Raw genomic sequence first — 22,491 nt, forward strand, 5'->3', positions numbered from 1 at the left:
CACCGCGCGGCGGATCATCCGACGCGGCGTACGGAACGTGCTCTGCACACAGAGCTGGCTGAGCGAACGACATGAGCGCACTGGGGAGCTGTTTCACGTGAAACCGATCGACCCGCGTCTGCTGCGGTACGCCCGGGCCACCCGGTTCTTCCTGGCGGCCGTGGTCGCGCTGGGCCTGGCCGGAGCCGCTCTGGTCATCGCCCAGGCGATGCTCGTCGCCGAAGTGGTGGTGGGCGGGTTCGAGGACGGGCTGTCCGTCGCCGGGCTCCGCACCCCGCTCCTGCTGCTCGCCGCCGTCGCGCTGGGGCGGGCGTTCGTGGCCTGGCTGACCGAGCTGGCGGCGTACAGGGCGAGTTCCGCGGTCAAGTCCGAACTGCGCGGCCGGCTCATGGAACGGGCCTCCGGGCTCGGACCGGACTGGCTGAGCGGGCAGCGCACCGGATCGCTGATCGCTCTGGCGACCCGGGGGGTCGATGCCCTCGACGACTACTTCTCCCGCTATCTCCCGCAGCTGGGCCTCGCGGTCGTCGTGCCGGTGGCGGTGCTGGCCCGGATCGTGACCGAGGACTGGGTCTCGGCGGCGATCATCGTGGTGACGCTGCCGCTGATCCCCCTCTTCATGATCCTGATCGGATGGGCCACCCAGTCGCGGATGGACCGCCAGTGGAAGCTGCTGTCACGACTCTCCGGGCACTTCCTCGATGTCGTCGCCGGGCTGCCCACGCTCAAGGTCTTCGGCCGGGCCAAGGCGCAGGCGGAATCGATCCGCAGCATCACCTCCCAGTACCGCCAGGCCACACTGAAGACCCTCCGGATCGCCTTTCTCTCCTCCTTCGCGCTGGAACTGCTGGCGACCCTCTCCGTGGCGCTGGTCGCGGTGACGATCGGGATGCGCCTCGTCCATGGAGAGCTCGACCTCTACACGGGGCTGGTCGTCCTCATCCTGGCTCCGGAGGCCTATCTCCCGATCCGCCAGGTCGGCGCCCAGTACCACGCGGCCGCTGAGGGGCTCTCCGCCGCCGAGGAGATCTTCGCGGTGCTGGAGACCGAGCCCGCCGCCGGTGGCTCCCGTGAGGTCCCGCAGTCGCTGCGCCTGGAACTGGAGGGGGTGACGGTCCGCCACCAGGGCCGGAGCGAGCCCTCGCTGGACGCCGCCTCCCTCGTGGTCGAGCCCGGGGAGACCGTCGCCCTGATCGGACCGAGCGGAGTGGGCAAGTCCACGCTCCTCAACGTGGTGCTGGGCTTCACGACGCCCGACGAGGGACAGGTGCGGGTCGGCGGGACCGACCTGGCGGCCCTCTCCCCCGAACGCTGGCGTGAACAGATCGCCTGGGTGCCCCAGCGCCCCCACCTCTTCGCCGCGACGATCGCGGAGAACGTGCGGCTCGCACGGCCGGACGCGGACGACGCGGCGGTCATGGACGCGCTGCGGCAGGCCGGGGCGTACGACTTCGTGGCCGCCCTTCCGGACGGTGAGGGGACCCAGCTGGGCGAGGACGGAGCGGGGCTCTCGGCAGGGCAGCGGCAGCGGCTCGCGCTGGCGCGCGCCTTCCTCGCCGACCGGCCCCTGCTGCTGCTGGACGAGCCGACGGCGAGCCTGGACGGTGAGACGGAGGCGGCGATCGTCGACGCGGTACGGCGGCTGGCCGAGGGACGCACCGTGCTGCTGGTCGTCCACCGGCCCGCGCTCCTCTCCCTCGCGGACCGGGTGGTGGCGCTGGAGCCGGGCCAGGGCAGGACGCTTCCCGGGCCGACCGGTCCCGGGGACGTGACCGCTCCTGACGTGGCTGCCCCGCGGCTTCCGGACGCCGCCGAACGCGGGACCGCAGGAGAGAACCCCCGGCCGCAGGACTCCGCGGCACTTCTCAAGGACACCGCTCCCAGGGCCGGCGGCCGTGTGCTCGCCCGGGTCAGGGAGGCCGCGGGGACCCAGCACGGGAAGCTGGGCCTGGCCCTGCTGCTGGGCAGTCTGGCGGTGGGGTCGTCCGTCGGCCTCATGGCCGTCTCCGGCTGGCTGATCTCCCGTGCCTCGGAGCAGCCCCCGGTGCTCTACCTGATGGTCGCGGTCACCGCGACGCGGGCCTTCGGTATCGGCCGGGCGGTGTTCCGCTACGCGGAGCGCCTGGTGTCCCACGACGCCGTGCTCAGGATGCTCGCCGAGCTCCGGGTGGCCGTGTACCGCGGGCTGGAGCGCGTCGCACCCGCCGGCCTCCACGCCACGCGGCGCGGTGACCTGCTGTCCCGGCTGGTCTCGGATGTGGACGCGTTGCAGGACTACTGGCTGCGCTGGCTGCTGCCCGTGGGAACCGCGCTCGCGGTCGGCGTCGGGTCGGTCGCCTTCACCGGCTGGCTGCTGCCCCAGGCGGGCGCGGTCCTGGCCGCCGGGCTGCTCCTGGCCGGTGTGGGTGTGCCGTGGCTGAGCGGTACCTTCGCCCGGCGGGCCGAGCGCCGGCTGGCGCCCGCGCGTGCCGCGCTGGCCGTCGGGGTCGCGGATCTTCTCGGCGGGACGGCCGAACTCACCGTCGCGGGCGCGCTGCCCGCCCGCAGGGAGCGGGTGCGCGCGGCCGACGGTGTCCTGACCCGGATCGCCTCACGTGCGGCGACCGCGACCGCGCTGGGCGGCGGGCTCTCCGCCCTGATCTGCGGGCTCACCGTCGTGGGCGCGGCGGTCGTCGCGCTTCCCGCCGTGCTCGACGGCCGGCTGGCGGGTGTCGAGCTCGCCGTGGTCGTGCTCACCCCGCTCGCCGCCTTCGAGGCCGTGACCGGACTGCCGCTCGCGGTGCAGTACCGCCAGCGGATCGGGCGGAGCGCCGAGCGGGTCTTCGAGGTGCTGGACGCCCCTGTTCCGGTCGAGGAACCTGCCGTACCGGTCGAGGCGCCCTCCTCGCCCTTCCCGCTCGACGTACGGGGTCTGTCGGCCCGGTACGAGGGGGCGGAGCGCGACGCCCTGGACTCCGTCGACCTGACGCTGTACGCCGGTAAGCGGGTCGCGGTCGTGGGTCCGTCCGGTTCGGGGAAGACCACACTGGCCCAGGTCCTCCTCCGCTTCCTGGACGCCCGCGAGGGGACGTACCGGCTCGGTGGTGTCGAAGCCTCCGCGCTGGACGGGGACACGGTCAGGACCTTCGTCGGGCTGTGCGCCCAGGACGCCCACGTCTTCGACAGTTCCATCCGCGAGAACCTGCGGCTCGCCCGCACCGGCGCGACGGACGCGGAGCTGCGGGACGCCCTCGCGGCGGCCAGGCTGCTGGACTGGGCCCGGTCGCTGCCCGACGGCCTGGACACGCTGGTGGGCGAACACGGGGCCCGGCTGTCGGGCGGCCAGCGGCAGCGGCTCGCGCTGGCCCGGGCGCTGCTCGCCGACTTCCCCGTACTCGTGCTCGACGAGCCCGCGGAGCACCTCGACCTGGCGACGGCGGACGCGCTGACCGCGGATCTGCTGGCTGCCACCCGGGGGCGCACGACCGTGCTGATCACCCATCGGCTGGCCGGGCTCGACGCGGTGGACGAGGTGCTGGTGCTGGACGGGGGCCGGGTCGTGCAGCAGGGGCCCTACGCCGTACTGGCCGCGCAGGACGGCCCTCTGCGCACGATGCTCGCTCGCGAACAGGAGCCGGTGACCGCCCGGCCGGAGCGTGCGCGGCGGGCCGGGGAGGTGTCCGTCCGGGCTTGAGGGGACAAGGCTCCGCACATTCCGACTTTCGTGACCATTCGCCACTTATTAGGCTCAGATCATGCCCGAGCAGGATCCGAAGGACCCGCCCGGGGCCGCGCGGCGGAACGCCGGGAGCCTGCGAGGGCTCTCGGCGGAGCTGACCGCGCGTGTTCCGGAACTGCTGGAAGCGACGAGGTCCGTCGGTACGGGCCTCGAACTCCGCTCCACCCTCCAGCGCATCTGTGAGACCGCGGCCGAACTCGCCCACGCCCGGTACGCGGCCATCGGCGTCGTGGAGAAGCCCAGGGAGAACCTGTGCGACTTCATCACCCACGGTGTGCCCGAGGAGGTCGCCCGGGCGATCGGCCGCCCGCCGGACGGGCACACGGGCCTCCTCGGCGCCCTGATCGAGGACGGAGTGCCGATCCGGGCCGAGGACCTGGCCCAGGATCCGCGCTTCGCCGGGTTCCCGGCCGCCCACCCGACGATGCGTACCTTCCTCGGGGTCCCGATCCAGGTCCAGGGCAAGATCTTCGGCAACCTCTACGTGATGGGGAAGGACGGCGGGGAGGCGTTCGGCGAGGACGAACTCCACATGCTCCGGGTGCTGGCCACCGAGGCCGGGATCGCCATCGGCCACGCACGGACGTACGAGGCGGCACGGCAGCGCGAACAGTGGATCGACGGTTCGGTGGCCGTCACCACAGCCCTGCTGTCGGGCGGGGACGCCGACGAGGCCCTTGCCGTCGTCGCCGAACAGGCGCGCCGCCTCGCCGATGCCGCGGTCGGCATCGTGCTGCTTCCGGCCGAGGAGGGAGGCCTGGAGATCGTCGCCGTCGCCGGGGACCGGCCCTCCACGTCCCTCGGAGTGATCATCCCGCCGCGCAGTCCTGTGATCGCCGCGCTCCTGAAGGGCGAAGAGGTCTTCCTGGACGACTCGGCGAACGATCCCCGACTGACCACCAGCCTGGCCGATCAGTTCGGCCCGCACATGCTGCTCCCGCTGCGCAGCGGCGGCCGCGTGCTCGGGGCGCTCTCCATCCCCCGGCTACGGGGGGACCGGCCGTTCACCCGGGCGGAACGCACGCTGGCCACCCACTTCGCCGCACAGGCCGCGCTGGCCCTGAAGCTGGCCGAGGCCCAGCGGGACCGGGAGCGGCTCGCCGTGTACGAGGACCGGGACAGGATCGCCCGCGACCTCCACGACCTGGTCATCCAGCGCCTGTTCACCACGGGCATCATGCTGGAGGGAGCCCAACGGAGCTCCACGGTGCCCGCGGTGCAGGAGGGCATCGGGCGGGCGGTCGACGAACTGGACGTGACGATCCAGGAGATCCGTACGGCCATTTTCGCGCTCCAGCAGGAACCGGCGGAGGCACCGTCGGGGCTGCGGACCCGGGTTCTGCGGGAGATCAACATGGCCGCGGTGCCCCTGGGCTTCATGCCCGCGCACCGGTTCCTGGGGCCGGTCGACTCCCTGGTGGGTGAGCTGGCGGGCAAGAACCTCATCGCGGCGCTGCGCGAGGCGCTGTCCAACACGTTCCGGCACGCGCGGGCCTCGCGCGTCGAGGTGAGGGTGGACGCGACGGCGGTGCTGCCGGACGGCCGGGAGGCGGTACGGCTGACGGTCGCCGACGACGGGGTGGGCATTCCGGACGGCGGACGGCGCAGCGGTCTGCGCAACCTTGCCAGGCGCGCCGAATCGCTGGGCGGGGCGAGCTGGTTCGGGCCAGGGCCCGGTGACGACGGCAGCGGCACGACGGTGACCTGGGAGGTTCCGCTCTGATCGCACGCGGCGGCCGGGAGACGTGGCCACGCGCAGAGGTTCCGGTACGTGGAGGCCGGGGCACTCGCGGCTGGGAGAACCGGGCTACAGGCCTTCGCCTGCCAGCCTGGCGTGGGTGCGCGCGCCGCCGAGGTGCGGATCCGGCGGATTCGGCGTGGCGCCCTGGGCAGGGGCTCAGCGGGCCGGGCGGTGCGAGGTGTGCCGGGTGACCGGCCCCGGTGGGCGGCCCGTCCGCGCTGGCCCGTCCGCGTCGGCCCGTCCGCGTCGGCCCGTCGGCGCTGGCCCGTCCGCGCTGGCCCGTCCGCGTCGGCGCGTTCCGGCGGAGGCCTTCGGTGAACGGGCCCGGCGGGCCGTTCCGGTGAGGGGCCCCGCAGGGCGGTCTCCGGCCGTTCTCAGCGGGCGGCCAGGATCCGCTCGATGACGACCGCGACGCCGTCCTCGTCGTTCGTGAGCGTCACGCCGGTCGCGGCGGCGACGGCGGCCGGATGGGCGTTGCCCATGGCGAACGAGGTGCCGGCCCAGCTCAGCATCTCCACGTCGTTGGGCATGTCCCCGAACGCGACCACCTCGTCCGCGGAGATGCCGCGTTCCGCACAGCAGGCGGCGAGCGTGCCGGCCTTGGAGACTCCGAGGCCGGCGATCTCCAGCAGCGCGGTGGGGCTGGACCGGGTGAACGAGGCGCGGTCGCCGACGAGTTCGCGGGCCAGGGCGAGGAAGGCGTCCGGGGCCAGCTCGGGGTGGTGCGCGAGGACCTTCAGGACCGGTGTGCCGGTGCCCGGAGCCTCCTCGTGGAGCAGCTTCTCCGCGACGGCGACCGTGGCACCCGGATCCATGTGGAACGGGGGGTAGGCCGGTTCGTAGTGGATGCCGGTGGCCAGCTCGACGGCGAACGACACTCCGGGAGCGGCTTCGCGCAGGGCGTCGACCACGGCCAGGGCGACCCCGCGGTCCAGCGCGTGCACCTGGAGCAGCCGGCCTTCGTGGAGATCGGCGACGGCGGCCCCGTTCGCGCAGATCGCCATGCCGTGACCCTGCACATGAGCGCTGACGACGTCCATCCAGCGGGCCGGCCGCCCGGTGACGAAGAAGACCTCGATTCCCGCCTCCTCGGCGGCTGCCAGGGCGGCGGTCGTACGGTCCGACAGCGTCTTGTCGTCACGTAGGAGAGTGCCGTCGAGATCGGTGGCGATCAGCCGGGTCACGGCAGGCAGAGGCGAGTCGGTAGCTGAGGTCACCAGGCCATTCTCCCGTACGGAGTCGCACGGGCGTGCAGAGGGGCGCACATCTGAGAGCGTGGGGTCGTGAGCTGGGAATCTGACTCTGGCATATGCCAAAGGCTCGGTGGCGGCCGTGCCCTGTCCGGGTGTGCCCGCTCGTGGGCGGGCACACCCCCTCGTCGGCCGGGGCGGGAGCCTGGGTCAGCCGAACTGGGCCAGGGCCTCGGTGGCGATCCTTTCGAACACCTGGGAGTCCAGGGCGAAGTCGGAGTCCGGTACGGGCCAGTGGACGACGATCTCGGTGAACCCGAGGTCGAAGTGCGTTCCCGCGAAGTCCACGAAGGCGTCGAAGGACCGCAGGGGATCGCCGGGGGTGAAACCGGTGAGCAGGACCTTGTCCAGCTCGGAGACGTCCCGGCCGGTTTCCTCGCAGGCCGCGCCGAGCCGGTCGATCTGACCGCGGAGTGCTGCCACGGACTGCTCGGGGGTACCGGCCTCGAACAGCTTCGGGTCCCCCGTCGTCACCCATGCCTGGCCGTACCGCGCGGCGAGCCTGAGACCGCGCGGGCCGGTCGCGGCGACCGCGAAGGGAAGCCGGGGACGCTGGACGCAGCCGGGAATGTTCCGGGCCTCGTTCGCGGCGTAGAACCGGCCCTCCTGTGTGACGGAGGGTTCCCGGAGCAGCCGGTCGAGCAGCGGTACGAACTCCTCGAAGTGGTCGGCGCGTTCACGGGGCGTCCACGGCTCCTCGTCGTGCCGGCGCAGCGTGGTGGCGTCGAAGCCGTTGCCGCCGGCGCCGATGCCGAGCGTGATGCGCCCGTCGGAGACGTCGTCCAGGGTGATGAGGTCCTTGGCCAGCGTCACCGGATGTCGGAAGTTGGGCGACCTCACCCCGCCCGACGTACGTCACCGTCTCGATGAGCTGCACCACCTGCTGGACCTGATCGCCCAGGCCCTGTGTGAACCCGTCGAGGCGGAGAAGGAGCAGGCCGCGTGATCGCCGCCATCAAACCGGCCGGGTCCAACACCCGTGGCCTGCTCGCCTACCTCTACGGCCCCGGCCGCCACGACGAGCACCTCGACCCGCACATCGTCACGGGCTTCGCCATGCTCGGCATGCCCGACCCCGGACGAAACCCGGACACCACCCTCACCCAGCTCGCCCACCACCTGGACGAATCCGTGCATCTCCGGAACAGCGAATTCGGGAAGAAGATCACCGACCACGTCTGGCACTGCCCCGTCCGCGCCGCCCCCGAGGACCGGCACCTCTCCGATACCGAGTGGGCCGACATCGCCCAGCGCATCGTCGAAGCCGCAGGCATCGCCCCGCCCGGCGACGACCTCGGCTGTCGCTGGATCGCCGTGCGCCACGCGGACGACCACATCCACATCCTCGCCACCACCGTCCGCAAAGACGGCCGCCGCCCCAAGCTTCACGGCAGCGGCATCCGCGTCGGCGACGCCTGCCGCCAGATCGAGACCGACTACGGCCTGCGCCAACTGAAGAAGGGCGACCGCACCGCCGGAAAGCGCCCCACCCAGGCAGAGATGCGCAAGGCCCAACGCCTCGGCTGGGAGCAGACCAGCCGCGACTGGCTCCAGGAGCGCATCCGCGCCGCCATCCCCCACGCCAGCAACACAGAGGAACTCCTCGCCTACCTCGAAGCCGACGGCATCGCGATCAAACCCCGCCGCGGACCGTCCGGCGACCTCCTCGGCTACGCCGCCGGCCGCCCCGGCGACCTCAACAAGGACGGCGAACAGATATTCCACCCCGGCGGAAAGATCGCCCCCGACCTCACCCTCCCCAAGCTCAAGGCCCGCCTCGAAACCACCGCACCCGAAGAACACCCCACCGCACTCCGACAGCGCCCCACCACCCCTTGGCACCAGGCCACCGACGCCCTCGACACCCTCCACTTGGGCACGGCCGAAGACACCCACGCCCAGGCCCACATCACAGCGCTCGGCGAACTCATCGAGGCCACCGCCCAGAAAGCCCCTGACCACTCCCGAGCCGAACTACGAATCGCAGCACGGACATTCGCCCACGCCCAGCGCTCCCAGATCCGAGCCGAGCACCAAGCCGCCCACACCCTGCGCCGTGCAGCCCGCGACATCGCCCACACCACGACCGGACCCGACGGCAGCGCCTTCGCCGCCCTGCTCGCCGCCCTCGTCTGGGCCACGATCATCGCCGCCCGCTGGCACGAGGCAAAGAACCACGCCCACCAGGCCGAAGCCGCCCGTCAGGCCCTGCGCCACCTACACACCGCCGCCGACCACGCCCTCGCCCCGGTCATCGACACCCTCACCGCTCGCCACCCGAGCGACCAGACCCGCCGAACCCTGGCCCATGACGTCCGCGCAGCCGTCCCCGACCACGCCGACCGCATCCTCACCGACCCCATCTGGCCGGCCCTCGCCACCGTCCTCGCCGACGCCGAAGCCGGCGGCCACAAACCCCACCAGCTCCTCAAGGAAGCCGCCGCTCAGCGCGAACTCACGAGCGCTCGCCAGCCCGCACGCGTCCTCATCACCCGCATCCAGCACACCAGCCGCAACCCCGCCCCCAACCTCCGAGCCGAAGCCGCCCGCCTCCGCTCGACGCAGGTGTCCACGCACAGCACACACCAGCCCCAAGCACCCGGGCCCACCAATGCATTCGCGCCCCTCACCGATCAACGCCGCCAGCGGCGCTGACAGCTGGAAGGGGCGGGTCTGGCCGGCCTCGGCTGCTACTTCTCGTAGTCCCACGCCCGCCCGGTCTGGCGGTACTCCTCCACAGGGATGGGAACGACGCCCGTCCGCATCTGTGCGGTGTAGAGCAGGCCGTCGAGGTGGTCGATCTCGTGGTGGACCAGCCGGGCGAGCCCTCGTTCGTAGGTGGTGGTCACCAGACGGCCCTCCAGCGTGGTTGTCTCCACGGTGATCCACAGCGGCCGAGGGACCATGCCGCGAACGTCGAAGAACGACAGGCAGCCCTCGTACTGCTCGTCTTCTTCGCTGGAACGGTCGGTGATTCGGGGATTCAGCAGGACGATCGCCGGAGCCTCGGCGGCGTGGGGCTGGACGACGGCGGCGGCACGGCCGATACCGATCTGAGGCGCCGCGATGCCCATGCCCTTGGCGAAGGGGTGGACTTGCCCGATCCGCTCCATAGAGGAGAACAGCCGCTCGACGGCCTGCTCGGCCGCCTCGCGCTCAGTCGGCAGGTCGAAGACGCGCGCCCGCTCAGCAAGAACGGGGGCCCCGCGCTGCACGACGCCGAGGTCCCGCATCTGTTCACTGGGACGCATCTGGATCACCTGAACTCCCCGTTATCCGCTTCATGTTCGGGACTGGCCCGGAACCGCCACTCCAAACGGTATCGGGCGTGGAGCGCGGGCGCGGAAGTGCTCCAGGTGAAGACGCGCACCCCTCCCTCCTCGCGCTGGACCGGTGCCGTTCGCAGCGGAGCCGCTTCGGCGGTCATGGATGTCTCGGTGCCCCACACAGCGGGGTCGAGTTCAGCAGGAAAGGCGAGTTCAACCACCAGATGCTCGGTAGGCAGGCGGACGGCCCGCTGGAACCAGCGGCCCCACTTCTCCTCGCCCACCGAGTAGGCGTACTCGATCCACACCGACTCACCCGGGTAGAGGGGGAAGCGGCCCTGCTCATTCTCGAACAGCAGCCACACCTCCTTGAAGGCGTCGCGGTCGTGCTTGGCCTGCCAGCGCATCGCCTCCCCTCGACAGGTCGCGGTCAGCGAGAGCTCGTCCCAGGTCAGCGGATGCTCGCGATAGTGGGCGTTGGACTGTTCCGGCTCGCCCGGGTAACGGTCGACGCTGATGCGGATCAGATAGCGGGTGATGGGCTCACTGCCGGTGTTCCGCAACAACCGACGCATCGTGAGCCGGTAGAGGCGCCCGTCGTAGTCGAGGCGGGCCGCATCGTGCTCCACTACGATCGCCGACCCGGTGGCATAGGGCTGCTCGGACCGGCGAGGGGCGGGTACGACCGCCGTCGGCGCCACAGGAGCCCTGGCCGTCTCGTACTCCAGCCAGCGCTTCCAGATGGCCTTGCCCGCGTTCAGCGCTTCCTCCGCACGACGGGCGAAGTCCTCGGTCGGCTTGTGCCGGCCCAACTCGACGTGACTTACGTAGGACGGGTCGAAGCCCATCCTTCTGGCCAACTCCCGCTTGGCCAGCCCCCGCACCTCGCGCCAGTAGGCGACCTCAGCCGCGAACGCCTCGGCGGCCTGCTCAACCGTCAAGGCATCGTCCCGCGCATCCATCAAAGCCCCCGCCCCGGCCATCGGATGAGATGAATGAACCGTGAGTGATCTCGATTCACCATTCTGTCACGGCCCCGTCCGCCAGTTTCCTTCCTCTACCGGCCCAGGTCGACCCCCGGGCCCCAATGAGGAGGGTCTCAGCGATGCGCGTGCTGTATCTGCTCAACGTCTCCAACGCCAGTCAGCTGTCCGCTGATTCCGGCTACACCTTCGCCGACATGCTAGCCCCGGCCCTGACCGACGCCGGGGCAGAGGTGACCGTGGCCTCGCCCGTCCCGGTCGGCGACGCCCGCGTGCACTTCGCGCTCACCGCTTCGCCGTCCACCAAGTACCGGGCCCGCTTCGATCCCGGCATGGACGCCCTGGTCGCCCTGATCCGCGACCGGCGGCCCGAGGTCGTGGTGGCCAACCAGATCGAGGCCGCACCCGCGATCCGGGCCGCACTCCTGGAAGCAGGGGTGGACGCGCTGATCGCGGGCTACTGCCACTACCTGCCGTTCTCCTTCACCGACACCGGCGTCCTGGAGCTGGACCCCGCGATGAACGACCGGGGCCTGGGCCGCAGCGTGCTGCTGGCCTTCGCCGCCGGCCTCGGGGCCTGCGACCACGTCCTCGTCCACTCCTCCACCGCAGCCTCCTGGACCACCGCAGCCGCCGCCCGTACCGGCGTCGAACTCGGCGACAAGCTGTACGTCGTCCCCGCCCCAAGGGACGTACGGCTGGTACGCGACCCGGCCGACATCACCCCGCCCGCAGGCAGGGCCACCGGCATCTACAACCACCGCCTGTACAGGCACTACGGCACCGCCCGCTTCACCCAGCTCGCCCGGCGTCTCGTCGCCGATGCCCCGGTGCGGCTCACCGTGATGGACCTGTTCGGCACCCGCAGCCCCGAGCGAATCCGCCTCGACCCCAGCCCCGAACGGCACCTGGAGGAGCTGGCGACCACGGACGGCGTCACCATCGCCTCCGACCGTGGCGACCGCATCCGCTACCGCAACCTGCTGGCCGGCGCCCACTTCGGCATCGCCCCCTTCCGCCCGGGCTGCCCCTGGTCCATGTCGGTGATCGACTGCCAGGCGATGGGCCTACCGGTGATCGGCCCACGCACCGGCTGGCTGGCCGAGCACATCGACCACGAGCTGCTGTTCGACACCGACGAGCAGGCCGTCCAGATCGTCGAGCGCCTCGCCACGGATGCCGAGTTCTACCTGGTGCACGCCAAGCGCGCGCACGCCTCCACCGCCGACCTCACGCCCGCCGTGGTGGCAGCCCGTTACCTGGAGGCGATCAAGTGACCGGCTTCGAGGCAGTGCAGCTCTCGTACGACGAGCCGCTGGCCGGCTCTCTGCACACCCGCCTCACCCGGGTACTGGGAGGCACCGTCAAGCGCCTGCACGGAGTCCGCGGGATGCGACGCGCCTACCGACTCACCGCCGAACTGGTAGACACCGAACAGTTCTTCCTCGCCGATGGTGACTTCGCCATCGACCCCGAGTTCCCCACCGCAGCGGTCCAGCCTCTGGCCGACGGCGTAGCGATGCGGGTCTGGCCGGCAATCAACCCGGTCAACGGCCTGACCTACGGCTACGGCGGCCTCAAGCTGATCCGCCGCTCGGCGCTCAGGGAGATGGGCCAAGCCGTCGACGTGCTGGCCGCACTGCCCGGACGCGTCGAGTTCTGCCGCCGGACCGCCGGGGTCACGCGGTTCAATCAGAGCCCCTTCCACGCGTGGAAGGCGGGCTTCCGAGAGTGTGCGATGCTCGCGCGCGGCAGCGAGTACGGCATGACCGACGCCTCCGCCCAGGAACGCATCGCCGCCTGGACGGCCAGCCGCGACGGCGAATTCGCCGTCTATGCGGCGGCCGGCGCCCGTGACGGACTCGGCTTCGCCAAGGCTGCTGCCCGAGACACTCAGCGCTTCGAGGCTCTCAACGACCCGCCCTGGCTGCACCAGCACTTCACCACGCTGTACGGCGAGCAGGCGGTCACCGGATGAACACCGCCCCCGGTCCGCTGGTGCTGATCGAGCCGTACGCACACCGGGGCGGCGGACACCACCAGCGCACGCTGGCGGCGCTCGCCGCCGAACGGCCGGGCAGCCTCGTCATCGCCCCCGGCGGCCTGAGCGAGGACCTGGCCCCGCTGGTTCGCTCGAGAGCCCGAGTCTCTGCCGGTCCAGCCGGACCGGCAGCGAGGATCCTTCTGGCCGTCGCGCGGGCAGTAGCCCGCGTCGCTGCCGCCGGTCAGCGGGTCTTCGCCTCCCGGAGCTGGCCGCAGACGGTCCGCAGGTCCCCTCACCAGGTCACCCTTCTCGCCCGGTGCCTGACCGAGGCCGCCTGCCTTCGCACCGCACGCCGCCTCGCCCCGCGAGCCTCGTCAGTGGTGATCCTCAGCGCGAGCGAGGCCCTGCACGGTGCCACCGCCCTGCTCGGCGGCGCCCCGCACCTGCGGTTCGTCCACGAGGCGGTCACCACCGAAGACCGTCCCGTCCGGTGGCTGAGCCGGCTCGCCCGCAAAGGCGAGAAGCGGGTGATCGCGCTGTACCCGACCGCCGCCGTCCGTGACCAGGTCGGACCGCACTTCCCTCACCTTCCCGGCGAGGTGCGGGCGTTCGCGGTTGATGACGGCCGCCCGCTGACCGACTCCGAGCGCGGCGGAGCTCGGAGCGCCTTCACGATCCCCGCAGCCGCGAAGGCAGTGTGCGTGGTCGGCGGCTGGTGGCCGTACAAGGACATCCCCACCGTCGATACGGCACTCGCCCGCCTCACCGCCCCGCTTCACGTCCTGGTGTGCGGCACCCCACTGGACGACGCCGTCCTCACCCGCTGGCACCAGCTCCCCAACGTCCGCCTGCACACCGTGCCCGGCCCGGTCGGCGACCAGGTCCTGCGGCTCGTGTACGCCGCTGCCGACGCGGCCCTCGTCGCCCGGAAGCCCGGCGTGGGCAAGGAATCAGGACTGGTCATGGACGCCGTCCGCCTCGGCGTCCCTCTGATCGTTTCCGCGCACGACCCCGAGCTGACCGCCCGCCTCGCAGGGGAACCCTGGACCCGGCTCTTCCCGGCCGGTGATCCGGACACCCTCGCCAAGGCGCTGGACCAGCTCACGGCAGATGCTCCCGCCCGCCCGGGCCCGTCAGCGTGCGGGGCTCTGGACATGAGCTCGGCGGCCGACCAGGCCGCCTTCCTCACCGACACCTACACCCGCCTGACCAAGGAATGCCAATGAAGACGCCCGTCTCTCCCGCCCTGGTCGCGGTGGTGGGCCCGGTCGAACCGGCCCTGCTGGCCGCCTGGACCACCCACTACCGCCGGCTCGGCGTCGAGCGGTTCCACCTCGCTTTCCACTTCCCCGACCACATCCACGACGCCTGGCGGCACCAGCTCATCGCGGCCAGCCACGACCTCGGCATCGTCCCTGCCCGGATCAGCACCGGACCCTGGCACGAGCACACCAACACCCAGCTCCGCGACTTCCTGCGCGAGCAGGCGGGCCCCGGCTGGCACCTGATCGCCGACTCCGACGAGTTCCAGACCTACCCCGCCCCGCTCAACGAGATGATCGCCTGGGCCGAGGCCGCCAAGCACAAGGTGATCGGTGGGCTGATGCTCGACCGCGCCACGAACGACGGCCGCCTGGCACTGTGGCGGCCGGAAATCGGACTGGACCGGTCCTTCCCGCTCGGCGGGCACCTCACCCACCGGCTGCTGAAGGGCGATCCCCGAAAGATCGTCCTTGCCCACTCCTCGGTAACCGTGGCATCCGGCAACCATCGGGCACCGGGCCACAAGCCCGACCCGGACACGCTCGCATGCGTCCACCACTTCAAGTGGCGCTCGGGCGTCCTGGACGACCTCCGCCTACGGGTAGACCGGTTCACGTCCGGTGATTGGGCCGAGCACACCCCGGCCGTCCGCAGCGAGGCGTCCCGCCTGTTGCAGCACATCGACCGCCACAACGGCCGGATCGATGTCGCCGACCCGCGTCTGGCCTTCCGACATGTCACGCTCGATCGGCTGCCGAGCGGCTGGGCTGCCGAAGCGGCCAAGATCACATCCATCTGGCGCCCGCACACGGCTCAGAGCCGGCCCGGCTCCACGATCTCCTCGCCCTCGTCCTGAGGCTTCTCGAAGCGAGCAAAGAAGTCGTCCAGCGCCTCCGGGGTCACGACCAGCGCGTTGGCGTCTTCCCGCTCATTGCGCTCCGCCAGCCTGCGCAGAAGCTCCTCGCGCTCCACCGGGAAGTACAGAAGCCGCCACCGGCCGCCAGCTGCCTCCACCAGCTCCTTCATCGCGTCGCGGTCCTTACGCGGCCACAGCCCGTGGTCCCACACCACGTCCCGGCCCTCGGCGACCAGCTGGGCGAGCCGCTCGTGCAGCTCGGCGACGACCGGAGCCTCCTTCTCGAAGTAGGTGTTCTCCAGGTAGTCGACGCCGTACCGACCGTGCCGTTCATGGACGACCTCGTCCACCGACAGCCGCACAGCACCCTCCGGCTCCAACTTCCGCTGGGCATAGGTGGTCTTCCCCGAGCCGGTGAGCCCCACCAGCAGGAACACCACCGGAGTGTCCTCGGCCACCGTCAACTCCCTCCAATACCAACAGCGCTCCTTGGCCAGTCTGCCACCGCCGGCCGGCCCAAGACCCCGTTCCTCCTCACCACCACCCGAAGGATCCGCCCGTGTCCGCCTCCGCACTCGCCCGCGCGCTGCGGGCTTACGTCCGTTACGCCCCCGGAACGGTGGGCAAGGCCCGGCTCGTCGGCCACTTCCTCGACGAGCACCTGCGAGCCCACCCCGCCCACACCACCGTCAGGCTGCGGTCCGGCGACAAGATCGGCGTGACCACCAGCGACGTTATCCAGCGCTACCAGTACCTTTTCGGCGAGTGGGAGCCGAACCTGAGCGCCTTCCTCCGCGACCGGCTCCGCCCCGGAGACACCTTCATCGACGTCGGCGCCCACCGAGGCGCTTTCAGCCTCCTTGCCTCCCACGCTGTCGGCCCCCACGGCCACGTCATCGCCGTAGAACCCTCCCCGCGGTTCCACGACGACCTGACCACCGTGATCACTGCCAACCGCCGCACCAACATCCAATCGATCCGATCGGCAGTCTCCGACACTCACGGCAGGCAGACCCTGTACCTGGAGGACCCCACCAACCTCGGCCACACCACCGCCGTGCGGCCCCGCCACGCGCACATGGCCTTCGACGTACAGACCGCGCCCCTGGCCGACCTCATCAGCAGCGCCCAGTTCGCTACCACTCGGATCATCAAGATCGACGTCGAAGGCGCCGAAGCAGCAGCCGTCCGCGGACTCCTACCGGCGCTCGCGCACTTGCCGGACGACGCGGAACTTGTCGTGGAGGTCACCCCTCGGCTCTTGGCCAAGCAGGGCGAGAGCGCCACCGGGATCATCGACATCCTGAGCGAGAACGGCTTCCATGCGTACACGCTCACCAATGACTACGACCCGACCACCTATCCCAGGACCGTGCGGCGCCCGCAGCCGCCCGTTCGATGCACCACGGTCCCCGAGGAGATGACCGACCGGGTGTTCTCGCGCACCGATGCGGACCACCTCGTATCCGGGCGTTGAAGGCGCCCGCGCTCCAAGAGGGAGCCGGCGTCCCCGGAGCCCGCACGGCCCCGAAGAATCCGAAGCACGTCGACAAGGAGCGGACACGGTGAGCAGCAAGAGTGTGATGAACAGTCGCAATGCGGTCTGCGTGATCGTCCACGACAAGAACACCGACACGGTCGCATCGCTGCTCTATGGAGCCCGTAGCTGGTCCCCGAAACCGGTCTGGACTCTTCCCGGTGGCAAGGTCGAACCCGGCGAACCCCTCGACGAAGCCGCTGCCCGCGAACTCAAGGAGGAGACGGGCCTTCTCGTCGACCCGGCCAACCTCTCACTTGTCCACGTCGTTCACGTCGAGCAGGGCTGGGACCGGTCTGGACAGTTCGTGCTCTTCGCCTTCGCCACCGACACATGGACTGGTGAACTGACCAACGCCGAACCGGACAAACACCTCGCAGTCCAGTGGCTCGCGGCCGAACGCCTCCCCGAGCCCGCGTTTCCGACGGCCGCACAAGCCCTGGCCGCGTACAGGGATGGTGGCCCGTCCTTCTCCCGCTACGGATGGCCGGCCACCATCACGAACTGAATCGTCTCGCTGTTCTGGACGGCCCGGCGGCCGCACGGCACCGCGCCTGATCAGTGGGGACTCGCCTACGTCGAGCCGCGACCAGGAACGCGCTCGACGTAGGCTCACCGGCATGAGCCTGCGCCTGAGCACCGTGATCCTTCCTGTCGACCGCTGGCACGAGGGAGGCCGCGCCAAGTGGCAGCGCGCCGAGGAACTCGGCTTCCACGCCGCGTACACCTACGACCACCTCTCCTGGCGCAGCTTCCGCGACGGCCCGTGGTTCGGCGCCCTTCCCACCCTCACCGCCGCCGCCACGGCTACGGACCGCTTGCGCCTGGGCACCTTGGTTACGTCGCCAAACTTCAGGCACCCAGTGACGCTCGCCAAGGAACTGATCTCGCTCGACGACATCTCCGGCGGACGCGTAACCCTCGGCATCGGCGCCGGCGGCAACGGCTTCGACGCCACCGCGCTCGGCCAGGAGGCGTGGACGCCGAAGGAGCGGGCGGACCGGTTCGGCGAGTTCGTGCCGCTGCTCGACCGCCTGCTCACCGAGGGCACGGTCTCGCAGAAGGGCGACTTCTACACGGCCGAGGAGGCCCGTAACCTCCCCGGCTGCGTACAGCGGCCCCGACTGCCATTCGCAGTGGCGGCGACGGGCCCACGCGGCCTGAAGCTCGCAGCGAAGTACGGGCAGGCGTGGGTGACGACGGGTGACCCGAAGCTGTACGAGGAGGGGACCCCGGAGCAGTCGGTGAAGGCACTCCGCGGACAGATCGAAAGGCTCGGCAAGGCGTGCGCCGAGGCCAACCGAGACGTGGCCGGCCTCGACAAGATCCTGCTCCACGGCTTCACCCCCGACCGCAACAGGCCGCTGGAGTCCGTAGACGCCTTCGTCGACTTCGCCGGCCGCCACCAAGAGCTCGGCTTCACCGAGATCGTGATCCACTGGCCAATCGCGGACTCCGACTTCGCTGCCGAGCAGCCCATCTTTGAGGCCATCGCCGCGCGAGCCCCGGCTCAACTGCTTTAGTTCGGAGCGACTTGCTATTCAGTCGCTGTCCATGGCTGGCAGTCGACGTTTGACGAGGCCATTCAGTGCCGGAAGATCAGTGAGTATCGACCTACATACCTCAGCCTGGGCATCGGTGTAGGCCAGAAGGTAAACGGTGCGGATACGTGAGTACGGACGATTCTGGAAGTAGCTCGCCGTCGCCGAAGCCAGCTTCTGTGCCGTTCTGTCCGAATCACTGTTCCCACCTCCTGTACCAAGCAACGGGAGCAGAACAGAACGCAACTCCTCCCCGGCCCCATTCAATCGATCAACTTCACTCAGCAGATTCCGCACGCATCCTTCAAGGTCTATGACCTGTCGGAATCCGGAGGTCGGCTCCCCCTCTACCGCTGCGACATGCGCGATACGCCTGACACCGTGGCTGCGCCGAAGCTCGCCCGGGCCAGTAATCAACACTTGACCGGCCGCTACATGACCGCAGTCGCCCATCCGGTCCGCAAGCTCCGTAGCAATACGGTCGTTCACCATGCTGCCATCCACACCATGCGTGCCACCGTGGTAGCGGATCGTTGCCGAAATGGTCGGCTCGGTGACCCGAGACATCTCCATGCGCGTGTTTTCGGGGTTCACCCAAACATCGACACCAAGAACGTTTGCTAGGTCACCGGATATCAGGCCGATTTGGTGCCGCCGGTCACCTTTGAGTGACGCTTCGTACCGAGCACTCTGTGCTGGCGGACTCGCTATGCCATTCTCCGACAAGCCGTTGGCCAGGCACTTGCGTAGCCTGCCGTTCTCCTTCATGGCCGCCTTGAGTGCTCTCTCGGTCTCGTCGTGTGGGCTGGTCCTAGCTAGCCATGCGTACGAGGCCACCATGACAAACGCTGCCACCCCAGCGGCACCACCGAGCCTGAACCCCATGGCTCGGCCCTCCGAGACCGAGTCCGGGAAAGTCGAGTACAAGAAGAGCGTGCTCGCCAGCGAGTAGAGGAGCACGGCGGGCAGCTGCAGCGCGTACCGCATGCCCTGGCCCTGCGGCGCTGCAGCCAGGAGCTGGAGGGCGACGCCAGAGGCGATGAGGCTACCGGTCGCCACCAGCTGCAGCAACGCGCTCACCGACGGACCACCCTCTTGTGCAGCACGCTGCGCAAGAGTACGCAGCTACGTGATCTCCAGCCAGGCCCGACCGCCAAATCGACCACCCCCGCACGCAAGCGAAATCTTCTGATCTGATGTTAACTCGCCACGGCAGTGCGATGATTGACACTAGCCGAGGCCGCCCGTGGGGGGTCGCTTCGCCCGGCGAGGAGAAGGAGTCGGCCGTTGCCAGACCTTCAGTCCATACTCACCGCACGGCAGCTACATTCGCTAAGGACAGCTGCTCGGAACGGCAGGTACCACATGCTGTTGGGCGCTGGCGCGAGCCGGGGAGCCCGGAATCCGCACGGTGAGGTGCCCATGGCTAGGGCACTAGTGGAAGCGCTCGCCAAGGAGTACAGCGACGTCCCCATCAACGTCGAGAACGATACGTTGATGCGGGCCTATCAACGCTCTATCATCAGCTCGTCACCAGAGAACGTCTGGCGGTTCCTTAAGAAGATCTTCGGAAACGTTCAGCATGACGCATGGTTCACCGACCTGATCAGCCTTCCCTGGAGACGCATCTGGACACTAAACGTTGACGACGCGGTAGAGCAGGCGTACCAGAGTAGTCCTCTCGAGCGGTATCGCCCCTCACGCGCTATCTCATGGGACGAGGATTTCTCGGAGTCGGGCGACCTAGAGGTTATCCATCTCCATGGCCACATCATGGGATCCAAACCCCGCCAGCTTATCTTTTCTCTGTCCGAGTACCAAGGCGCCGCCCAGGGGCGCGCCGTCTGGGATCAGGTACTTGCGTCTACCATTGGCTCGCAACCCCTTCTGGTAGTGGGAGCCCGCCTTCTTGATGACCCAGATGTTGAGCGCCTACTAACTAGGAATCGACCGAGCGCGGCAGCTCCATCCATTGTCGTTGATCCGGGCATCACCAGCGAGAATGAGTGGGAACTTAAGCAGTACGGCTTCGCTGTCTACAAGGACACCGCCGAGGAATTCACCAAAGACTGGTACGCACAAGTCGGACTGGACGGCGACGCGCTTCTCGAACTCGCACGAAGCGAGCAGCTGAGCGTTCCGCAGGTTCAGGAACTCTCAACAAACCACGTCGGGCCTCGGCCGAAGTCTCACCGATACCTAGATGGCGACGAGCCACTTTGGTGCGATGTAATTGACGACCTCGTCACCCCGCTTTCGTGGATGCAGGAGGTTTCGCGAGAAATTAAAGAGTGGGCGTCCTCAGAGCGGCAAGGTCCAAGACTTCATCTCGTCTACGGCGCACGCCTCACAGGCGTTTCCAGCGGGCTGCTTTGGATAGCCAAGGATGTTCGTTCCGCAGGCGTTCGATGCTACAACTTCGATCGATCAAGCCGCTTCGATGTACAGCGCCTAGTGGATAAGCTTAGTGGCCAGGGCCCCTCTGTCCTCTTCGTCGATGGTGCCGCCGACTTTGCCGATGACATCGACAGGCTCTTGTCCGAGGCCATGCTGACTGGCGCGGCAGAAGTGTACGTCGTTGCGGCCGAGCTTCCGAATCGCAATCTCCAACTGGAGGCTCGACTCGAAGTGGCGAGCGAGAAGATAAGTTCAGCATCAGCACCGAACCGACTCCAACGTCGTGACGCCGTGGCCCTAGTAGCAAAGCGCGAGAAGCTCGGCCGCCTGGGCAAGCTGGAGGATATGGAAAGGAATCGGCGAGTCGACCACTTCAAGAACCGCGATGTCTTTTCGGCGATGATGGAGTTGGAACACGGAATCGGGTTCCGCAAACGCATGGACCTTGAAGTCCTAGCGCTCGACGCCGATTGGAAGAAATCGCTAATTCTTATGCTTTCGGTTGCCAGTCGCGGACGCAATACAGTCAGCCTCCTTGAATGCGCGAAAGCACTTAACATTTCTGCGGATGCACTCGTTAGGGCATCAGGTCGAAGCATGGCGCCCTTCGTCGAAATCCAAGGCGAAGTCATCGTAGCCCGCCAACGCGATATCTTGATACAACCCATTGTCCATTCCCTGGGCAATCGAGGCGCTATAGAGGTTCTCCGTAAGTGCATCCAGAATCTGTCGCCGCTCGTGAACCAGGACAGCCTGCGCGCCCGGAACCGTGGGGCCATGTTTGTCCGCTACGCCATGACCCAGAAGCTGCTGTCCAGCATCTTCCCTAACGATGACGTGGAGGCTTTCTATGATGCCCTGCTTCCACAGTTCGGCGGCTGGAGTGCCCGCTACTGGGAGCAGCGAGCAATCCACGCTAAGCACCAGAACGATTGGTCCCGCGCCGAGTCTTTCGCAGAGCGGGCCGTGAGCCTCCTGGACGATGCCTTCACTCGGACCACATGTGGAACAATTCTGATCAACAAGGCGAATTTTTTCGCTCGCCAAGGCGAGAGTAAATGGCAGGAATTCTACACACGCGGAAAGAAACACTTCGATATAGCGCTCGCCGCTGACCGCGCTAACCGAGTAACGGCGTTTGCCTATCTCGAGGCGGGGATCGTACTGGCAGAGAGCGCAAAGGAGGACAATATTCGCGAATGGGCCACCGCGATAGAGGAACTACTCCAGGGATGGAAGTGGATATACAATGGGCTTCGCCTAGTTCTCGGAACCACCCCGGAGGATTCAGTTCGCAGAGCCGAAGTACTGTCTCACCGGTGGGAGAGACTGTCGGGGTGAACGGGGTTCATTATTCATCCGCGAGGCGGCGCACAGTACCCTGCGGCCTCGCGAACGTGATGCGGCACCCGATGGCATTCTCTTTTTATCTGATGCTTTGATCCCGCTAGCCGGATCTGCCCCATACGTCGCCGCGAAAGGGAGCACGGCTTGTGACAGGTGAACGAGGCTTGACTGAGGTGACGAGGGTGCCCAGGCGCAGCCGCTCGGTGACGGCGGCCGCGGCCGTCAGTGTCGGCACGGCTCCGAACCACGGGCCGTCCCGGAAGGTACGCCAGGCCAGGTGGTCGTACGTGTACGCGGCGTGGAACCCCAGCTCCTCCGCGCGCACCCACAGCGGCCGGCCGCCGTCGTGCCAGCGGTGGATGGGCAGGATCACGGTGCTCAGTCGACGGGAGGAGGTCATGGCCACGACTCTACGGCGAAGTTCCCGGGCCCTCGTCGGCCGTCGGCGGGGCTCGGGCGTGCGGGAGGGATGCCCCACCTTCAGGACGGGCAGGGCCTGCACCGGAACGCCGCCCCGGGTGGGTGGCCGTGGTTGCCGGGGTGACGGAGCGGGGGAGAGGCTGGGAGCTGACCAGGCCGGTCCTTACCGCGCGTGCGCACGGCACAGG

At 69.1% G+C, this 22,491-nt stretch carries 16 protein-coding genes and 2 pseudogenes; 11 read left to right on the forward strand and 7 right to left on the reverse strand.

The window, feature by feature from the left end:
* Window positions 1-97 precede the first annotated feature (97 nt).
* Together cydD and ACFVS9_RS10820 are read left to right on the forward strand one after the other, a co-directional pair.
* Complete coding sequence (gene cydD / locus ACFVS9_RS10815; protein ID WP_389931409.1) at window positions 98-3,673, forward strand: thiol reductant ABC exporter subunit CydD; 3,576 nt, start codon at window positions 98-100, stop codon at window positions 3,671-3,673.
* 61 nt (window positions 3,674-3,734) lie between these two features.
* The gene (locus ACFVS9_RS10820) at window positions 3,735-5,441 is read left to right on the forward strand and encodes a GAF domain-containing protein (protein ID WP_389931411.1); all 1,707 of its coding nucleotides are present in this window, start codon (window positions 3,735-3,737) and stop codon (window positions 5,439-5,441) included.
* A gap of 392 nt (window positions 5,442-5,833) precedes the next feature.
* Here the strand turns inward: ACFVS9_RS10820 and ACFVS9_RS10825 are convergent, their stop codons facing one another.
* The gene (locus ACFVS9_RS10825; RefSeq protein ID WP_383112812.1) at window positions 5,834-6,676 is read right to left on the reverse strand and encodes a Cof-type HAD-IIB family hydrolase; all 843 of its coding nucleotides are present in this window, start codon (window positions 6,674-6,676) and stop codon (window positions 5,834-5,836) included.
* Between the two features lie 183 nt (window positions 6,677-6,859).
* Window positions 6,860-7,549: pseudogene (locus tag ACFVS9_RS10830) on the reverse strand (LLM class flavin-dependent oxidoreductase); the annotation flags it as partial.
* A 102-nt stretch (window positions 7,550-7,651) separates the two neighbouring features.
* On the opposite strand from ACFVS9_RS10830, the gene ACFVS9_RS10835 reads away from it, so the two are divergent.
* Complete coding sequence (locus ACFVS9_RS10835) at window positions 7,652-9,364, forward strand: mobilization protein (RefSeq protein WP_389931412.1); 1,713 nt, start codon at window positions 7,652-7,654, stop codon at window positions 9,362-9,364.
* A gap of 35 nt (window positions 9,365-9,399) precedes the next feature.
* Here ACFVS9_RS10835 and ACFVS9_RS10840 read toward each other — a convergent pair whose 3' ends face one another.
* Window positions 9,400-9,960 carry a peptide deformylase gene (locus ACFVS9_RS10840; protein WP_389931413.1) on the reverse strand — a complete coding sequence of 187 codons (561 nt, stop codon included), beginning with the start codon at window positions 9,958-9,960 and terminating at the stop codon, window positions 9,400-9,402.
* A 5-nt stretch (window positions 9,961-9,965) separates the two neighbouring features.
* A complete protein-coding gene (locus tag ACFVS9_RS10845; RefSeq protein ID WP_389931415.1) occupies window positions 9,966-10,937 on the reverse strand; it encodes a multiprotein-bridging factor 1 family protein in 972 nt (323 codons plus the stop codon).
* Between the two features lie 143 nt (window positions 10,938-11,080).
* Here ACFVS9_RS10845 and ACFVS9_RS10850 point away from each other — a divergent pair, with 143 nt between their 5' ends.
* The 4 genes from ACFVS9_RS10850 to ACFVS9_RS10865 are packed head-to-tail and all read left to right on the forward strand — an operon-like array spanning window position 11,081 to window position 15,061.
* Window positions 11,081-12,235 (forward strand): glycosyltransferase family 1 protein, encoded by a 1,155-nt coding sequence (locus tag ACFVS9_RS10850; protein WP_389931416.1) that lies wholly within the window; start codon window positions 11,081-11,083, stop codon window positions 12,233-12,235.
* Window positions 12,232-12,936, forward strand: a complete 705-nt coding sequence (locus ACFVS9_RS10855) for a hypothetical protein (protein ID WP_389931418.1) — start codon at window positions 12,232-12,234, stop codon at window positions 12,934-12,936. Before ACFVS9_RS10850 ends, ACFVS9_RS10855 begins: the two co-directional genes overlap by 4 nt.
* Window positions 12,933-14,168 (forward strand): hypothetical protein, encoded by a 1,236-nt coding sequence (locus ACFVS9_RS10860; protein WP_389931419.1) that lies wholly within the window; start codon window positions 12,933-12,935, stop codon window positions 14,166-14,168. Before ACFVS9_RS10855 ends, ACFVS9_RS10860 begins: the two co-directional genes overlap by 4 nt.
* Window positions 14,165-15,061: a glycosyltransferase family 2 protein gene (locus ACFVS9_RS10865; protein WP_389931420.1), complete on the forward strand. Its 897-nt coding sequence runs from the start codon at window positions 14,165-14,167 to the stop codon at window positions 15,059-15,061. The genes ACFVS9_RS10860 and ACFVS9_RS10865 overlap by 4 nt, the downstream gene beginning before the upstream one ends.
* Here the strand turns inward: ACFVS9_RS10865 and ACFVS9_RS10870 are convergent.
* The gene (locus tag ACFVS9_RS10870; protein ID WP_389931422.1) at window positions 15,019-15,519 is read right to left on the reverse strand and encodes an AAA family ATPase; all 501 of its coding nucleotides are present in this window, start codon (window positions 15,517-15,519) and stop codon (window positions 15,019-15,021) included. The genes ACFVS9_RS10865 and ACFVS9_RS10870 overlap by 43 nt on opposite strands.
* Before the next feature lie 101 nt (window positions 15,520-15,620).
* Between ACFVS9_RS10870 and ACFVS9_RS10875 the strand changes: the two genes are divergently transcribed.
* The 3 genes from ACFVS9_RS10875 (at window position 15,621) to ACFVS9_RS10885 (ending at window position 18,121) form a co-directional block, all read left to right on the forward strand.
* Window positions 15,621-16,538, forward strand: coding sequence for an FkbM family methyltransferase (locus ACFVS9_RS10875; RefSeq protein WP_389931424.1), 918 nt, complete (start codon window positions 15,621-15,623; stop codon window positions 16,536-16,538).
* A gap of 88 nt (window positions 16,539-16,626) precedes the next feature.
* Entirely contained in the window at window positions 16,627-17,106 is a 480-nt protein-coding gene (locus ACFVS9_RS10880) for an NUDIX domain-containing protein (protein WP_389931425.1), read from the forward strand.
* Between the two features lie 112 nt (window positions 17,107-17,218).
* Window positions 17,219-18,121, forward strand: a complete 903-nt coding sequence (locus ACFVS9_RS10885) for an LLM class flavin-dependent oxidoreductase (protein ID WP_389931427.1) — start codon at window positions 17,219-17,221, stop codon at window positions 18,119-18,121.
* 18 nt (window positions 18,122-18,139) lie between these two features.
* Here the strand turns inward: ACFVS9_RS10885 and ACFVS9_RS10890 are convergent, their stop codons facing one another.
* On the reverse strand, window positions 18,140-19,219 hold the full coding sequence (locus ACFVS9_RS10890) for a macro domain-containing protein (RefSeq protein ID WP_389931428.1): 1,080 nt from the start codon (window positions 19,217-19,219) through the stop codon (window positions 18,140-18,142).
* A 342-nt stretch (window positions 19,220-19,561) separates the two neighbouring features.
* On the opposite strand from ACFVS9_RS10890, the gene ACFVS9_RS10895 reads away from it, so the two are divergent.
* Window positions 19,562-21,877 (forward strand): SIR2 family protein, encoded by a 2,316-nt coding sequence (locus tag ACFVS9_RS10895; RefSeq protein ID WP_389931430.1) that lies wholly within the window; start codon window positions 19,562-19,564, stop codon window positions 21,875-21,877.
* 151 nt (window positions 21,878-22,028) lie between these two features.
* Here ACFVS9_RS10895 and ACFVS9_RS10900 read toward each other — a convergent pair.
* A pseudogene (locus ACFVS9_RS10900) lies at window positions 22,029-22,283 on the reverse strand (LLM class flavin-dependent oxidoreductase); the annotation flags it as partial.
* Window positions 22,284-22,491: the final 208 nt, after the last annotated feature.

This window comes from Streptomyces sp. NPDC058008 (assembly GCF_042886395.1).
Taxonomy (GTDB): domain Bacteria; phylum Actinomycetota; class Actinomycetes; order Streptomycetales; family Streptomycetaceae; genus Streptomyces.

Excerpts from the sequence above, each read along its gene's own strand:
- ACFVS9_RS10820 (WP_389931411.1), top strand. The coding sequence starts at position 3,735 with ATGCCCGAGCAGGATCCGAAGGACCCGCCCGGGGCCGCGCGGCGGAAC.
- ACFVS9_RS10885 (WP_389931427.1), top strand. The coding sequence starts at position 17,219 with ATGAGCCTGCGCCTGAGCACCGTGATCCTTCCTGTCGACCGCTGGCAC.
- ACFVS9_RS10845 (WP_389931415.1), bottom strand. The coding sequence starts at position 10,937 with ATGGATGCGCGGGACGATGCCTTGACGGTTGAGCAGGCCGCCGAGGCG.
- ACFVS9_RS10895 (WP_389931430.1), top strand. The coding sequence starts at position 19,562 with ATGGCTAGGGCACTAGTGGAAGCGCTCGCCAAGGAGTACAGCGACGTC.
- ACFVS9_RS10850 (WP_389931416.1), top strand. The coding sequence starts at position 11,081 with ATGCGCGTGCTGTATCTGCTCAACGTCTCCAACGCCAGTCAGCTGTCC.
- ACFVS9_RS10865 (WP_389931420.1), top strand. The coding sequence starts at position 14,165 with ATGAAGACGCCCGTCTCTCCCGCCCTGGTCGCGGTGGTGGGCCCGGTC.
- ACFVS9_RS10840 (WP_389931413.1), bottom strand. The coding sequence starts at position 9,960 with ATGCGTCCCAGTGAACAGATGCGGGACCTCGGCGTCGTGCAGCGCGGG.
- ACFVS9_RS10860 (WP_389931419.1), top strand. The coding sequence starts at position 12,933 with ATGAACACCGCCCCCGGTCCGCTGGTGCTGATCGAGCCGTACGCACAC.